Below are 14,512 nucleotides of genomic sequence, written 5' to 3' on the forward strand. Positions count from 1 at the left end.
CCCTACCAGGAGGGCTCAAGGATCCCAAGCAGCGCGCCGACGTCAGGCACCGGCCGCGGACTGCGACTGATGAACCAATCCAACATGGCGGCTTCGGCAATTTCGATTAGACCCTCTTGAGGCAAGCCGATTTCGCGCAAGGACTTGGGCGTATCCAGCGTCTTCAGGAAGGCCGCCAGCACATCGCTGGGCTCAGACGGGGCGTCTGGCGCGCCTAGCGCCTCGAGCAGCGTCGAACGGCGGCTTCCGGTCACGGGTGCGTTGTAGCGCATCGTGTGCGGCAGCACGATGGCGTTCACGACGCCATTGGCCACGTGAGTTCGATGACCGATGGCGTGTGCCAGCACGGACGCAAGCCCGGCACCGCCTTGTTCCGTGCCGCGGCCGCACAGGATCGCCGCGACCACGAGGCGCTCGCGTTCGCGCGTCGCACCGTCCGCGAGAGTGGGAAGATTCTGACGGATCAGGCGAAGGGCCTGCAGCAGGAATGCCTCCGAAATCGGGTCGCACTTCGGGGATTCCAGCGCTTCCACCGCATTGGCCAGGGCATTGAGTCCCGCATCGCGTGCCAGTCGGGTCGGCGCCGTGCCCACGAATGCCGGATGCACGAAGATGGCCTTGGCCCGGGTCCTGGGATCGAACATCGCGAGACGCTGGCCGCTGTCATCGTGGACGGCGGTTCCCGCCTTCACGAAGGCCGTGCTCGGTGTCGTCGGCACCACGAATTGAGGCAGCTTCGGCACGTTCAGACGTGGGCTTTCGAATTTTCCATCGGGGAGGCGACGGGTACAGAGTTCGGAAAGAGGTTTTCCTTCTCCGACGAGAACCGCCGCCGCGCGCGCTGTCACCGCAGCAGAACCGCCACCAACGGCGATCACGGCATCGGCTTGCACATCCTTGAGGAATTGGGCGGTCTCTTCAACGCCCGAAACGGGGCTGTGCTCCCGAGCAGTTGGCGTGACGCCGGCCAACAGCGGTCCGAGGGCCTCGCGCAACAAGCCGAGCTCTTCGCTGCGGCTGATCGTTCTTCCGCAGACAACCACTGCGCGGCGGCAGCCGTTGCGCTCCAGTTCGCGTTTCAGTGACACGAGACTGTCGATCCCGTGGAAGACCCGCAGCTCCGCGGAAATGTGCTGATAGGAGAGAGAATCGGTCTTGGTCATCAGTCGGCCTTGATATTCGCTGCGCGGATCACCTTGCTCCACCTTTCCTGTTCGGCACGCTGGAACTGGGCCAGCCTTGCCGGCGTGCCGCCACCTGGGCCGGCACCAAGCTCCGCGAGCCGCTTGACAACAGCGGGATTCTTGAGCGCTGAATCGACTTCCGCCGAAAGACGATTCACGATCTCCGTCGGAGTTCCGGCAGGGGCATACAGCGCCTGCCATGCCCCGACATCGAAGTCGCTCATGTTCAGGGACTCAGCGACGGTAGGAACGTCGGGATAGTCAGACAAGCGCTGGCGCGACGTGACGGCAAGCATGCGAATCCTGCCGCTCTTGACGTGAGGCGTCGCGTTCAGGAGGGTGGTGAACATGATTTGCACCTGGCCGCTCACCAGATCAGCCATGGCGGCCGATTCACCCTTGTAGGGAATGTGCGTCATGAACGTGCCCGTGCGGGACTTGAAATACTCGGGGACCACATGCCCGCTGTTGCCTGCGCCTGCCGATGCAAAATTGACCTTGCCAGGATTGGCCTTCAGGTACCTCACAAGCTCCCGCATGTCCTTCACGGGAAGGGCGCTGGGGTTCACCACGACGACTATCGGCGTCAACGTCACCAAGGAGACCGGTGCGAAATCCTTGTTGGGATCGTAGGGAATTTTTTCGTGGAGGCTCGGATTGATCGCCATCGTGCCGATGCTGCCCATGAGGATCGTGTGACCGTCAGCCGGTGCGCGCATGACTTCGGAGATTCCGACCACCCCGTGTGCCCCTGGCTTGTTTTCTATCACGACCGCAGTCCTGAGTGACTCGCTGATCACTTGGCCAACAAGACGTGCAGCGATGTCGGTCGCACCTCCGGCGGAAAAGGGGACAATCATCCGGATCGGCCTTCCAGCCGGCCACGGCGATTGCGCGGCTAGATGGCCCGTTGCCGCAGCCAGCCCTGCTCCGAGCATCGCCCGGCGTGTGATCTGCATTCTTGTTTTCCTTTGATTCATAGTGGAACGAATGATGCTGTCTAAGCCGCGTCGGCCGCAACCTGGTCCTTGCGCACATCGCGCAGCCCCGTCTTGCCGTGGTGACGATCGGCGAGCTTGTAGCCGAGTGCGTCCTCCGCGATGATGATCTTCTGGATGTTCGCTGAGCCTTCGCCGTTGTAGAGCATGTCTGCATAGACGCGCATCCAGGAAATGCGGTACTCGCGGGCGAAGCCGTAGCCGCCGAAGATCTGCTGGGTCTTGTCCGCGCACATCTTGGCCGTCTGCGAGGCGTGGTATTTCGCGATGGAGGCAATCCGGTTGGACGGCTGGCCGTTGTCCATGCAGTAGGCGGTGCGGTAGACTAGGCCGCGGCTCGCCTCGATCGCGGTGGCCATCTCGGCGATGAAGTCCTGGATCATCTGGAACTTGCCGATCGGCTGGCCTTTCACCGTGCGCTCGTTGGCGTAGCGCACTGCCTCCTCGAAGCAGGCCTGCGCCAGGCCGACGCACTTGGCTGCGATGTTCAGGCGGCCCGGCTGCAGCGCGCGCATGATGATCTTGAAGCCCTCGCCTTCCTCGCCGAGGCGGTTTTCCACCGGCACGACGAAGTCGTCGAGATGCACGATGTTGGTGCGGAACGCCTTGGACATGCCCAGCAGGTCGACGGGCTTGGCGGTGAAGCCGGGGTACTTCTTCGGCTCGACGATGAAGGCGGTGACGCCCTTGGCCCCCGCGTCCCGGTCGGTCCTCGCGAAGAGGATGCCGACATCCGTCTCGTTGGCGATCGAAGCCCACATCTTCTCGCCGCTGATGCGGTAGACGTCGCCGTCGCGCTTGGCGAAGGTCTTCATCGCCCAGGCGGCGTCGGAGCCGCTGCCCGATTCGGACAGCGACATCATCCCGATCGTCTTGCCGGCGATCATGTCGGGCACGTACTTCTCGACCTGTTCCGGCGTGCCGCCGAGGTAGATGCAGGTCGGGCAGGTGCCGCCCTGCTGGTTGTTGCACGAGGTGAAGCGGACCTCCTGGCGCGCCATTTCCTCGATGATCACGGCGGCCGCCATGTAGCCCATGTCGCTGCCCCCCACCGACTCGGGGAACACGGCGCCGTACAGCCCGGCTTCGCCGGCCTTGCGGACCAGCTCGCGCGGGAATTCCTGGCGCTTCTCGTACTCCTCCATGACCGGCACCACTTCGTTTTTCATGAAGCGGCTGACCATGTCGCGGACGGCTTCGATTTCGGGGGACAGCGTGAAATTCATGGAGTTCTTCGTCATGGCGTACGCAGCCGCGATAAAGGTGGCTGTTAACGGACCTACTTTAAGAGTCGGATCTTCTAAGTGTCCAGACGCTTTTTCTTCGTGCTCGGGTAATCTGGGCTAACCAACGATGGTCAGAATTTCTTACCTTGAACATCAGAAAAAGCGGCTCGACGCAAGCTCGCGGCGCCCTCAAAATAATTACCCGGAGGACAGAAATGCGAGTTGGATATATCGGTTTGGGTGCGATGGGTGGCGCGCTTGCTCGGCACCTCGTCGGCAAGCACGACGTCACGGTGTTTGATCTCAACAGCGCAGCCGTAAAGGCGTTTGAAGAACTTGGCGCGAAAGCCGCTCCTTCCTGCGCGGAGTTGGCTCGCAACTCCGACATCGTGCTGCTGTGCCTGCCGCGCAGTTCCGATGTTGGGAAGGTGATCTTCGGCCCGAATGGCCTTGCCGAGGGCCTTTCCGCCGGGGCTATCGTGGTCGATCAGACCAGCGGCGTGCCGGGAGAAACGCGGGATTTCGCACAGCGACTGGAGCAGCAAGGCGTGGCCATGCTGGACGCGCCCGTGTCGGGCGCCATGGCCACGGCGATTGCCGGGACCATCTCGATCATCGCATCGGGATCTCGCGCTGTGTTCGAGAAAGTGTGCCCGGTCTTGAAGGACATCAGTCCCAACGTATTCCACTGCGGCGAGCGTGTGGGCAACGGCCAGACCATGAAGTCCGTCAACAACATGATGAACGCAAGCGTCCGCCTCGCCACCCTGGAGGTTGTTGCCATGGGGCGCAAGCTTGGCCTGCCTCTCGAGGCGATGACCGAGGCCATCAATCACACGACGGCGCGTAGCTACACGTCCCAGGGCATGCTGCCGAACATTGCAGCCGGCCGGCAATCGACCAAGTTCGGGCTGGCGCTGCAGGTCAAGGACCTGAATCAGGCAATGACCATGGGCACTGATACGGGTGTGCCAACGCCAATCGCCGGTATTGCGCGTGGCTTGTTGCAGATCGGCCTGAACACGCTCGGAGAGGGATCCCAGCTGGAGGACATGATCCGCGTCATCGAATCGTTGGCTGGCACGCGCTACGTTGCGCAGGTCGGCAGCCTGGAAAGCAAGGGGGGGCATTGACATGAACGTCGGATATCTGGGGTCTGGCCCGCTCACGAAGGCGGTCGTCCGCCGGCTGTCGAAGGCCCATCAGGTCTACGTCCTTGGCAGTGAAGGGTATGGGGCGGATGCCATTCCGGCAGCAAGCTTCGCGCATCTGTCCAGCATGTCGGACGTGGTCATCATCGGTGCGGGGGCGCCGAATGACGTCCGGCAAGCCGTGATCTCGGCGGGTGCGTTGGCCGAAGGCCTGTCTGCAGGAAAGATCGTGATCGACCAAACCTGCGGTGACCCGGAGCAAACGCGCGCTCTCGCTGCAGAGTTGCAGGGCCACGGCGTCACGCTGGTGGATGCACCCATCCACTGCGAACTGGTGGAAATGTTGCCCGACACCTCGGCAATCATGTGTGGTGGCCCCACCGAGGCGGTCGAGGCCGTGCGCCCCGTTCTGGAGGCCATTTGCCCTAAGGTCATCCATTTCGGTGAGTCGGGCACTGGCCATGCCGCCCGCTTGGTGATCGCAGCCATCGCCGCCTGCAATCGAATGATCACCTACGAGTGTGCCGCGGTGGGCTGGAAAAACGGGCTTTCCATTGCGGACATGGCCACCGTGCTCAACAGGAGTTCCGGGCAAAACAGTGCTTCCGAGCGAGTCCTGCCCCTCCTCAGCAAGGGTGGTCGGAGCTCGGACCTTGCGCTCGCCGACGTCTTGCGAGAACTGAGAATGGCGTCGAAGCTTGGGGCGCGAGTCGGTGCGCCGATGCTGATCGCGAATCTCGTCACGGACATCTGCGACTCGTTGGCGACGCAGCTGGGCCCAATCGCCACTTTGGACGACACCGTGCGTGTCGTCGAGTCCGCGGCAGGCATCCGGTTCGCTGACGGAGATGTCTGCCCCAACGCCACGGCATAACATCGGAGCTTACCGGCTGAAGGTACTGCCGACCGGCGCCGGCATGTGGTTGTGCGCCCGCAGCGTGCAGGCGGGCAGCTTCTACTGGCCGTGCGAGCGCAGCGGCAGCATCTCCGAATTGCCGACCGTCGTGTGCAATGGCTTCTCGAACGCTGGTACTATTGGCTTGGTGTTCCTTGTCATCACGTCTCGTGCCAGCGATCACGAGGACACCTTGTGAGCATCGCGGCAGGCGGGGCCTCTTTCACGGAACACAAGGATTGATGACATGGATAGAAAGCTCGCGCTCGTCTTCGGTGGCTCCCGCGGCATCGGGGCTGCCAGCGTCGCAGCCCTGACACGCGACGGCTTTGACGTGGCCTTCACATATGTCTCGGAGGCGCCTTCCGGCTCGTCTGCCGCGTACCGCGTCAATGTCGAAGACGCAGAAGCTGTGGCGAAGTTCTTCGTGAACGTCAAGCGAGATTTCGGCCAGGCACCGCACGTAGTCGTCGCGAATGCCGGCATCAACGTCCCGCCGAATCCGCTCGCCAGCTTTCCGCCGGAGGATTTCCGGCGCCTTGTCGAGGTCAACCTGGTCGGCGCCTTCAACGTGCTGGCAGAGGCCGCGCGTCAGGTGCAGGATGGCGGCTCGATCATCGCAGTGAGTACTTCGCTCGTACGGCATGCCGCACCCAACTTCGGCCCTTATGTGGCCACCAAGGCTGGGGTGGAGAGCCTGGTGCGCGCCTTGGCCCGCGAACTTGCGGGACGCAACGTCCGAGTGAACGCCATTGCGCCCGGACCCATAGACACCGATCTGTTCCGCAGTGGTAAGTCATCGGCTGCGATTCAGCGTTCGGCCGAGATGAGCCCCTTCAATCGGGTTGGCACCCCAGAGGAAATCGCTGAAGTCGTGGCATTCCTCGCCTCTGAAAAAGCTTCGTGGATTCATGGCCAGATCGTGCAGCCTAACGGCGGTCTAGTCTGACGCAACGTGGTTGATCGGCATGCGCACGATCAGACGCAACAACCAGGCCACCAGCGCTCGCCAGACAGGAATTCTCGTCGCCTGATTGGTCACTCCTTCGCTTGGCCTCGCTTCAGGACAGCGCCCGCAACACCTCCGTCGCGTCTTTCACCTGCTCGAGCGTTCGCACCATCTGATGGACGGCGCTGAGCTGCTCGGCAGATCGCCGAGCGGGCGCAAAGGACGCGCAATTGCTGAACTTGCGAACGATGTCGTCCCAATCCATCGGCGCCTCGACGCTGCCTGGAACGTCGGTGCCGACTCGCTCAAACCTGCGGCCGTCGCGCATCACGATCTCGACCCGGCCAGGCGGGAGCTCGAGCTTCCAGTCCAGCGTGGCATCATCGACAGGCAGGACCTTGCGGGCGACCGCCAGAACCTCCGGATCCTTCAAGGCCGCTTGCGTAAAGTCATCGAGGCTCATGTCGCGGCGGACAGCGGCGACGGCGACGAGAAAGGGAAGGCTGAACTTGGCGTCGACCAGGGTCGTGGGCGAGCGGCGCGCCTCCAGCGGCTCGCTCATGAGTCGATGGTAGTCGCCGACGAACACCCTGATTTCGTCGATGTCGGCTGCATCGAGACCGCGCTCGTTCATGAGGCTGATCGTGGCGTGGATGTGGCTGTGCGCGGTTCCCACTGCCGGCCATCGCTTGTACAGCGTCAAGCCGCCTGTGTAGTCCGTGCCGAGGCCGTCCAGAATGCTTTTGCGGTCGTACTTGTTGCCGAAGTACATGTCGAAGACGCCGAACTTGCCCTCGAAGATCGTCGGCACACCCGTGATTCCTTTTTGCGCGAGCAGGGCCGCCGTCACCGCACCCCGCGCCGGGAATCCCGCATACATGGCTCGCAGGTCGCTTCCGACGGCGTTGAGCACAGCGGCCGTGCCGCAGGACTGCATGCTTGCGATGCCCAGGGCGTGTGTGACCTGCTCACGCGACAGGCCCAAAAGCAGGCCCGATGCGGCCGTCGCGCAGTACACCCCCATGACCGTGGAGAAGTTCCAGTCCTTGCGCCAATCCACGAAACGCCGGAACCGGTTGAACAGGTCTTGCCCTGCGGCCACGGCGGCGATCATGTCCTTGCCGGAAACAGCACCGTTCTCTGCGGCAACTCTCTCGGCCACTGCGAAGACGGCGGGGATCAGCGAACTGGCGGAATGCTGCCCCCAGGGCGTCTGGTCGTCGTAATCGAGGCAATGGGCCATCGCGCCGTTAACGAAGGCCGCCATGACAGCCGGCACTCGCCCGCCGAATCCCAGCACCGAACTTTCCGGGCGGCCACCGCTTTCCTTCGCGAATTCGACGATGCCGCGCACGGCCGGCTCCATGCCGCCGGCCGCCAGGATCACTCCAAGCGTATCAAGAATGCTCTTCTTCGCACCCTCCACGGCGTCCTGCGGGAGCTTGTCGTAGCGCGTGTTGACGATGAAGTCGGCGATATGGTGGCACAGGTCGGTGGAGGTAGGCATTTCCGGAATAAAGGGATGTTGGGGCAGTGTGATCGTGCGAGCGCGCCGTGTCGCGTCGTGTTTTCTAAACGCAGGGTAACTTCATCTCACCCTCTCTAGCCGTTGACCGAGCGGATGCCCTTCCACACCCCGCGGAGATCAGCTCACGGACCACCTGCTCCAGCTCCGTAGCCACCGGCGAGGCGCCTGCGGAGACCTTCTGGACCGGAAGCGAACTCCAGCTTAGCCGACGTTGATGTACACCGCCTTCTGGTACAGATAGCCGTCGATCTGCGCCTGGCCGCCCTTCCAGCCGTAGCCGCTTTCCTTGTAGCCGCCGAATCCCACCGCGGGATCGACGAGGCCGTAGCAATTCACCCAGACGGTGCCGGCCTCGATGCCGTGCGCCAGCTTCAGCGCGGTGTCGATATTGGTCGTCCACACGCCGCTGGCCAGCCCGTATTCAGTGGCGTTCGCCAAGGCCAACGCATCTTCCACGGTGTCGAAGGGAATCACCGAGGCCACGGGCCCGAAGATCTCCTCGCGCGCGATGGTCATCGTGTTGGACACGTTGCTGAAGATGGTCGGCTCGAGGTAGTAGCCGCCGGCCAGATCGCCACCCAGGCGCCTGCCGCCCGCAACGAGCTCGCCACCCTCCTGCCTGCCGATGTCCAGGTAACTCAGCACACGATCAAGTTGTCGACGCGAAATGAGCGGCCCGAGGTTCGTGTCGGGAGCGAGCGGGTCTCCCACCTTCAACGTCCTGCTGTAGGCACCCAGGCGCTCCACGAACTCTGCCTGTATTTTGCGCTCGACAAAGATGCGTGTCCCGGCAAAGCAGATTTGACCGCTGTTGCTGAACACGCCCATGGCAACGCCCGGAACGGCCTTGTCCAGGTCAGCGTCCGCGAAGACGATGTCGGGCGACTTGCCCCCGAGCTCGAGCTGCAGGCGCTTCATGTTGCCCGCTGACGCCTTGATGATCTCGCGGCCGGTTCCCGTGGAGCCGGTGAAAGCGACTCGATTTACGTCCGGATGCGCCGCGAGCGCGGCCCCGGCTTCGGAGCCAAACCCGGTGACCACGTTCACGACCCCAGGCGGAAGACCTGCCTCCACGAGCAATTCGGCCGTGCGCAAGATTGCCAGAGACGCTTCCTCGGAAGGCTTGATCACGGCGGTGCACCCGGTGGCGAGCACCGGACCGAGAATGTGCATCTGGCTGAACAGGGGGCCATTCCAGGGGATGATCCCGCCGACCACGCCCACGGGGGCCTTCAGGGTCATCGATGTCACTTTCCCCGGCAGCGAATTGCTGACGGTCTCGCCCCCGATGTTGCGAGCCTGCGCCGCGTAGTACAGGATCGTCTGCAAGGCTGTGTTCTTGGCCGGACGCAAGCGAGTCATCAAAGGCGCGCCCATGTCCAGCGACTCAAGAAGCGTCAGCTCTTCGAAGTTCTTCTCGAAGAGCTCGGCAAACTGCATGATCAGCTGTTGGCGCTGCGCCGGCGTGAAGCTGCTCCAATGGCCCTGGAAGGCCCGACGCGACGACGCCACTGCTGCATCGACATCGGCCTTCTGGCCGCGCGCCAGCGTGGCCAGCAGCTGGCCTGTCGATGGGTTGAATGTCTCGATGCGCTCCCCGGTCGCCGACGGAACCCATTTCCCGTCGATGAAGAGCTGCTTGTTCGGGTCCGCCAGGAAGTTCGCAGCGGTAGTGGCCCAGGGCGAATTCAACTTGTGTCTCCTCAACTGCGCGACGGATTCCGCCGCTTGCCGCCAGCCTGATCGGCCGCACCTTGTTGCAGGTGCTACCGGTCAGAACTCGAATACGGCCTTTCCCGCCGTCTGCTTGTCGAATTTCTGATATGCGATCTCGGCGTCGTCGAGCGACCAGCGGTCGCTGAACTGCTTGTCGATATCGACGCCATGGTCCGCAACGAACCGCACGCACCTCGCCATTCCAACATTAGAAAAAGTCCAATGGCCAAAGACCGTCCTTTGCTTGGCCATCAGGTCCGACCAGGCGTCGAGGGTCACGTTGCCGCCGACACCGACAAAGGCGATCCGGCCCCAATTCGAGGTGCAGCGGACCGCCGCCTGGCGGGCCACGGCGATCCCCGCGCAATCGAGGGCAACCGATGCGCCCTTTCCCCCTGTCCAGGCCATGATGAACTCGACCGGGTCGGCGGTGCTCGAGTTCACCGCGTCCGCCGCGCCGAACTCGCGAGCTTGCTGGACCCGCTCCTGGGAAATGTCGACCGCGAAGCACCGCACGCCCATCGCGGCGGCGAGCTGCACGGCCGACAGGCCGACCGGTCCGAGCCCGAAGACGGCCAGCGTGTCCCGCGCGCTCAGTTCGAGCCGCTCGAGTGCCGCGAACGCCGTGCCCGTGCCGCAGGAGATCGCGGCGCCGGCCGTGAAGCTGACATCCAGCGGCAGGTGAATGAGGGCACGGGCAGGAACCATCATGTAACGCGCATGGCTCCCATGCGCGCTCTGGCCATAAACGGTCGAGCCGCGCTCGCACATCTGGACCCAGCCGGTGCGGCAGGAATCACAGTAGCGGCAGCCGTCATAGTGGTACACCATGACGCGATCGCCCTTGCGGAACGATTGTGGGTCCACCGCTTTTCCGACCTCCGCGACGACCCCGCAGGGCTCATGCCCCGCGACGACCGGATCCCCGATCTTCAGCCCGCGTTCGGCGAGATAGGCCGCGCTCTTGCCGATGAGGGCGGCGCCGCGCTCTGCGCGGTAGTGATGCAGGTCGCTGCCGCAGAAGCCCGAGGCCTTCATCTCGATCACCACGCCGTCGTCGTCGGGCGCGGGATCGGCGAATTCCATCAACTCGAGCTGGCGCTGCCCCGTGAAGACGACACCCCGCATGCTGTATTCCCTCGAGCGCCCGGATCAATCGAGCGTGATGTTCATTTCCTTGATAAGGGTCCCGAACTTCATCGAGTCCGCACTCATCATCTTCTGGAACTCTTCGGGCGTCTGGGCCAGACCCTCGAAACCGACAGCGGCCAGCCGGGCGCGGATCTCCGGCTCCCGGATGACGCGCGTGACGTCCGCATTGAGACGATCGACGATGGCCTTTGGCGTACCCCGCGGGACATAGAGGCCCACCCAGGTCTGCAGCTCGTAGTTCGCCGGCCCCTGCGATTCGGCCATCGTGGGAATTTCCGGCAAGATGGACGTGCGCTGCGGACCCGTGACGGCGAGATACTTGAGCTTCCCGGCCTTGAGCAGGGGCTGGGTGGTGGACGCCGTTCCCACTGCCCACTGGATGTCGCCGCTGGCGATTGCCATGTAGATCTGCGTCGTCTCCTTGTAGGGCACGTGGTGCATCTTCGTGCCCGTCGCCTTCTCCATCATGGCGCCGCCGAGGTGGATGTTGCCACCCATGCCGGACGATCCGTAAGTCACCGCCCCGGGCTTCGCCTTCGCTTCGGCGATGAGGTCGCCGACGGTTTTCCACTTCGAGTCCGCGGCCACCGTGACGTAGTAGTGGGTGCGGTACATGGGCGCCACGGGATCGAAGTCCTTGACGGGATCGATGGGCATCTTCTTGAACAGATGCGGATGCGCCGACATCTGGCTCGCATCGACCTGCAGCAGGGTGTATCCGTCCGCCGGAGCGCGCTTGGCGGCGTCCATCGCGATCCAGCCGTTGCCACCCGGCTTGTTCTCGACAACGACCTGCTGACCCCAAATACGCGTCAATCGTTCTCCAACGAGTCGCATCACGGTGTCCGGCCCCGTGCCGGTCGGGAAAGGCAAAATGAACTTGACCGGCCTGTCTGGAAAGGTTTGCCCGTGAACCCCCGTTGCGACCGCAGCGATGAGCGCTGCCGACAGAATTAGTGCTTTGTTCATTCGGGTCTCCTTGGATTGGTTAGACGTAGCACTGTTGTGCAACTAGGCAAATTCTTGTGTAACGTAGGTGTGGAGTCCAGTTGAATTTTCTAGGGCAGACGGTAAGTTGTCCTGACCTTGCTTGGGACTTTGGACTGTCATCAGAAAAACCCAAAGTCTCCACCCCCATGGCGATTGCGGCAGGTTGACAGCCATGCTCAGGCGACATGCACTGCTTGACGACCAGCGGACGCGCATCAAGGTTTTCTGTCGGGACCCCCAGCCCTCTGTTCTGACTGCTGCCCTGGGGGACGGTTAGTGGAAGTTACGGCGCAGCCTACCGAGAGCGTCTGAACGATTGGCTGCGTCAGCTCGATGCTTTGCAGCGCGAGCGCGAACGTCAGCAGCATCACTTCCAGGTTCGTTCGCGAGGCGCCGCGCGGTCAGCGCTGACCGAACTGCGTGTTCCCGAACATTGCCGGCAGGTCACACGGCTGGGAGTGCCAGTACTGCGGCGGGACCTCCACCTGCGCCCCCAGCTTCGCGGCGGCATGCCAAGGTCAGCGCGGGTTGAACAGGAACGCGCGCGCCATGGTGACGAGGTCGGCACGGCTGCTGGCGGTGATCTCGTCCGCCTGCTCCGGCTCGGTGATCAGGCCCACGGCCAGGGTCCGCAGCCCGGTCGCGTGGCGGACCTGTTCGACCAGGCCGACCTTGTGGTCTGGGCGCAGCGGGATCTGCTACGCCCAACGTGCGGCGCCCACGAAGGACTGCCGCAATCGAAGGATGCCGGCGCGGTCGAGTGCTGCGGGTGCAGGATCGGCCGCAGATGCGGGATGGCCGAAGGCTCGACCGGCCGCCAGCCGCCTCCTTCGGGCGGGACCAACTTCCCGCCCTCCCAGGGCACGCAGCTGGAGGCCTTGCGGCCGGCGTGGGAGAGCTGGATGGCGAACAGCATCGACGAATGCCTGCCCCCGCTGTCCAGGACCTGCTGCAGCGCCCGCGCGTTCTCGTCGGACTACAGCCCAAGGTCGGCCGGCCTGATGCGGCCCTGTGGTTCCACCGCCGTCGCCTCGAGGATCATGAGGCCGGCGTCGGACAAAACCTGGTGGCCGAGGTGGATCCGGTGCCAGCCGCCGGCGTTGCTGTGCTCGGTCGAGTATTGGCACATCGGCGCGATCACGACGCGGTTCTTCAGCGGCAGACCGCCCAGGTCGAAGGGTGAGAACAGTTGGCTCACTTGGCGTCGCCACGCATTCGCGGACAGTTTGCGAGCGCGAGTCCGCGAGTGTCTAGTCGCTTTTCCCAACGACAGAGTAAGCGTAGCCCTAACCCTGCTCGGAGGCATCAGCCTCAGATTTTCCATGGTCAGCATAGCTTACCGTGCACCCCAAAAAATGCGACTCGACGTCTTGCACGCCCTTCGGGAGAATCGTCCATATCCTCCCTTTACGAAGTTGAGAAATGCAAAGCAGAAGCCAAAGGCAGATGCCCCTGTCGGGCGTAAAAGTCGTTGAACTCTCGCACCTGATTGCCGGCCCCTACTGCTGCCAGATGCTCGCGGACGAGGGCGCCACGGTAATCAAGATTGAGCCGCCCGGCGGAGAATTGACCCGTCATCGACTGCCAGCCCGGCACACCGACTCGGGCGAGGTCACGGCCTACTACGCCTCGTTGAACCGCGACAAACAAAGCGTCGTGCTCGACCTCAAGAATCCCGAGGGCGCAGCCACCATGACCAAGCTCCTCGAGACGGCCGATGTGTTCGTGACGAACATGCGCGCCTCCGCATTGGAGCGGCTGGGGCTTAACCCCAAGGACCTGCACAAACGTTATCCCCGCCTGGTGATCGCCAGCATCTCCGGTTTTGGGATGGAGAACGCCGGCGAATCGGCCGGACGGGCCGGCTTGGCCATCGTCGCTGAGGCGATGTCGGGTGCGACGGGCCTCACGCGCGATCACTCGGGCAACCCCGTGTGGTGCGGCTTCGCGCTCGGCGACATCACGGCTGCGGTCTCCGCGCATGCAGCCATCCTTTTGGCCCTGCGCAACCAGGAGCGGCATGGCATCGGCAAGCTGATCGATCTCGGCTTGGTCGAATGCATGCTGCCCATGGTATCGGTGGCCATGGGTCGAGCACAGGTCGAAGATGAGGCGGTGTCCGAATTTTCAGGGTCGAACAACTTCCACGGGATTCCCTACGGCGCTTTCCCGGCTTCGGACGGAGCGGTCAACATCGGCGTCAACCGGGATGACTTCTGGCGCCGGTTCTGCGTGGCAATGGGTCAACCCGAACTCGGCACGGATCCGCGCTATGCCACGTACGTGGAGCGGGCGAAACGGCAGCAAGAAGTGCATGCCATGACCGAGGCCTTCACGCGCGCGCACACGCGAGAAGAGATCACCCGGAAGCTGGTGGAGGTGGATGTTCCCGTGGCCGCCATTCTCGGAATGAAGGAAGTGATCAAGGACAGCTACCTCCGAGAGCGTGGTGCTCTGTGGGAGGTTGACGACGGCATCGGGGGAAGATTCACCCTTCCGGCCAATACGGCCTGGTTCGAGAAGCCGGAGCACACGCCGCGCATCCCGAGGCTGGGCGAACATCGCGACAGCGTGCTTTCCGAGCACCTGGGCTTCACGCCGAGCGACATCGCCCGCTTGGAACGGTCGGGAGCCTTCGGTCCCACTCATCCGCAAGCGGCCGCGGAAGACAAGGCGCAGAATGGCGCAGCTGCCACCCTCGACTAATCCCCATTGCTGCCGCG

The 14,512-nt window shown here is 63.5% G+C and carries 11 protein-coding genes and 1 pseudogene; 4 read left to right on the plus strand and 8 right to left on the minus strand.

Translation table 11 applies throughout. From position 1 onward, the window contains the following. Nucleotides 1-2 precede the first annotated feature (2 nt). Genes FFS10_RS00130 through FFS10_RS00140 form a run of 3 tightly spaced genes read right to left on the minus strand, consistent with a single transcriptional unit; the run spans nt 3 to nt 3,408 of the window. Nucleotides 3-1,163, minus strand: a complete 1,161-nt coding sequence (locus tag FFS10_RS00130; RefSeq protein WP_137890265.1) for an iron-containing alcohol dehydrogenase family protein — start codon at nt 1,161-1,163, stop codon at nt 3-5. After that, nucleotides 1,163-2,143: a Bug family tripartite tricarboxylate transporter substrate binding protein gene (locus FFS10_RS00135; RefSeq protein ID WP_171015959.1), complete on the minus strand. Its 981-nt coding sequence runs from the start codon at nt 2,141-2,143 to the stop codon at nt 1,163-1,165. Before FFS10_RS00135 ends, FFS10_RS00130 begins: the two co-directional genes overlap by 1 nt. A gap of 41 nt (nt 2,144-2,184) precedes the next feature. Then, nucleotides 2,185-3,408 carry an acyl-CoA dehydrogenase family protein gene (locus tag FFS10_RS00140; protein ID WP_212744055.1) on the minus strand — a complete coding sequence of 408 codons (1,224 nt, stop codon included), beginning with the start codon at nt 3,406-3,408 and terminating at the stop codon, nt 2,185-2,187. A 146-nt stretch (nt 3,409-3,554) separates the two neighbouring features. Here FFS10_RS00140 and FFS10_RS00145 point away from each other — a divergent pair, with 146 nt between their 5' ends. The 3 genes from FFS10_RS00145 (at nt 3,555) to FFS10_RS00155 (ending at nt 6,403) form a co-directional block, all read left to right on the plus strand. Continuing rightward, nucleotides 3,555-4,541 carry an NAD(P)-dependent oxidoreductase gene (locus FFS10_RS00145; RefSeq protein WP_249931097.1) on the plus strand — a complete coding sequence of 329 codons (987 nt, stop codon included), beginning with the start codon at nt 3,555-3,557 and terminating at the stop codon, nt 4,539-4,541. Nucleotide 4,542: 1 nt separating this feature from the next. Beyond that, on the plus strand, nt 4,543-5,433 hold the full coding sequence (locus FFS10_RS00150) for an NAD(P)-dependent oxidoreductase (RefSeq protein WP_137890271.1): 891 nt from the start codon (nt 4,543-4,545) through the stop codon (nt 5,431-5,433). A gap of 268 nt (nt 5,434-5,701) precedes the next feature. Continuing rightward, nucleotides 5,702-6,403, plus strand: a complete 702-nt coding sequence (locus FFS10_RS00155) for an SDR family oxidoreductase (protein WP_137890273.1) — start codon at nt 5,702-5,704, stop codon at nt 6,401-6,403. A 112-nt stretch (nt 6,404-6,515) separates the two neighbouring features. Here the strand turns inward: FFS10_RS00155 and FFS10_RS00160 are convergent, their stop codons facing one another. The 5 genes and pseudogenes from FFS10_RS00160 to FFS10_RS23275 all read right to left on the minus strand — a co-directional run bounded on the left by FFS10_RS00160 (nt 6,516) and on the right by FFS10_RS23275 (nt 12,987). Continuing rightward, on the minus strand, nt 6,516-7,910 hold the full coding sequence (locus FFS10_RS00160; protein ID WP_137890275.1) for an MmgE/PrpD family protein: 1,395 nt from the start codon (nt 7,908-7,910) through the stop codon (nt 6,516-6,518). Between the two features lie 222 nt (nt 7,911-8,132). Then, nucleotides 8,133-9,623 carry an aldehyde dehydrogenase family protein gene (locus tag FFS10_RS00165; RefSeq protein WP_137890277.1) on the minus strand — a complete coding sequence of 497 codons (1,491 nt, stop codon included), beginning with the start codon at nt 9,621-9,623 and terminating at the stop codon, nt 8,133-8,135. A gap of 81 nt (nt 9,624-9,704) precedes the next feature. After that, nucleotides 9,705-10,775 (minus strand): zinc-dependent alcohol dehydrogenase family protein, encoded by a 1,071-nt coding sequence (locus FFS10_RS00170; RefSeq protein ID WP_137890279.1) that lies wholly within the window; start codon nt 10,773-10,775, stop codon nt 9,705-9,707. Between the two features lie 24 nt (nt 10,776-10,799). Then, nucleotides 10,800-11,768, minus strand: coding sequence for a Bug family tripartite tricarboxylate transporter substrate binding protein (locus tag FFS10_RS00175; RefSeq protein ID WP_137890281.1), 969 nt, complete (start codon nt 11,766-11,768; stop codon nt 10,800-10,802). Between the two features lie 422 nt (nt 11,769-12,190). After that, nucleotides 12,191-12,987: pseudogene (locus FFS10_RS23275) on the minus strand (oxidoreductase). Nucleotides 12,988-13,211: 224 nt separating this feature from the next. Between FFS10_RS23275 and FFS10_RS00185 the strand changes: the two are divergent. Further along, nucleotides 13,212-14,495, plus strand: coding sequence for a CaiB/BaiF CoA transferase family protein (locus tag FFS10_RS00185; protein ID WP_137890283.1), 1,284 nt, complete (start codon nt 13,212-13,214; stop codon nt 14,493-14,495). Nucleotides 14,496-14,512: the final 17 nt, after the last annotated feature.

Source organism: Ramlibacter sp. 2FC (assembly GCF_005503345.1).
Classification (GTDB): domain Bacteria; phylum Pseudomonadota; class Gammaproteobacteria; order Burkholderiales; family Burkholderiaceae_C; genus SCMQ01.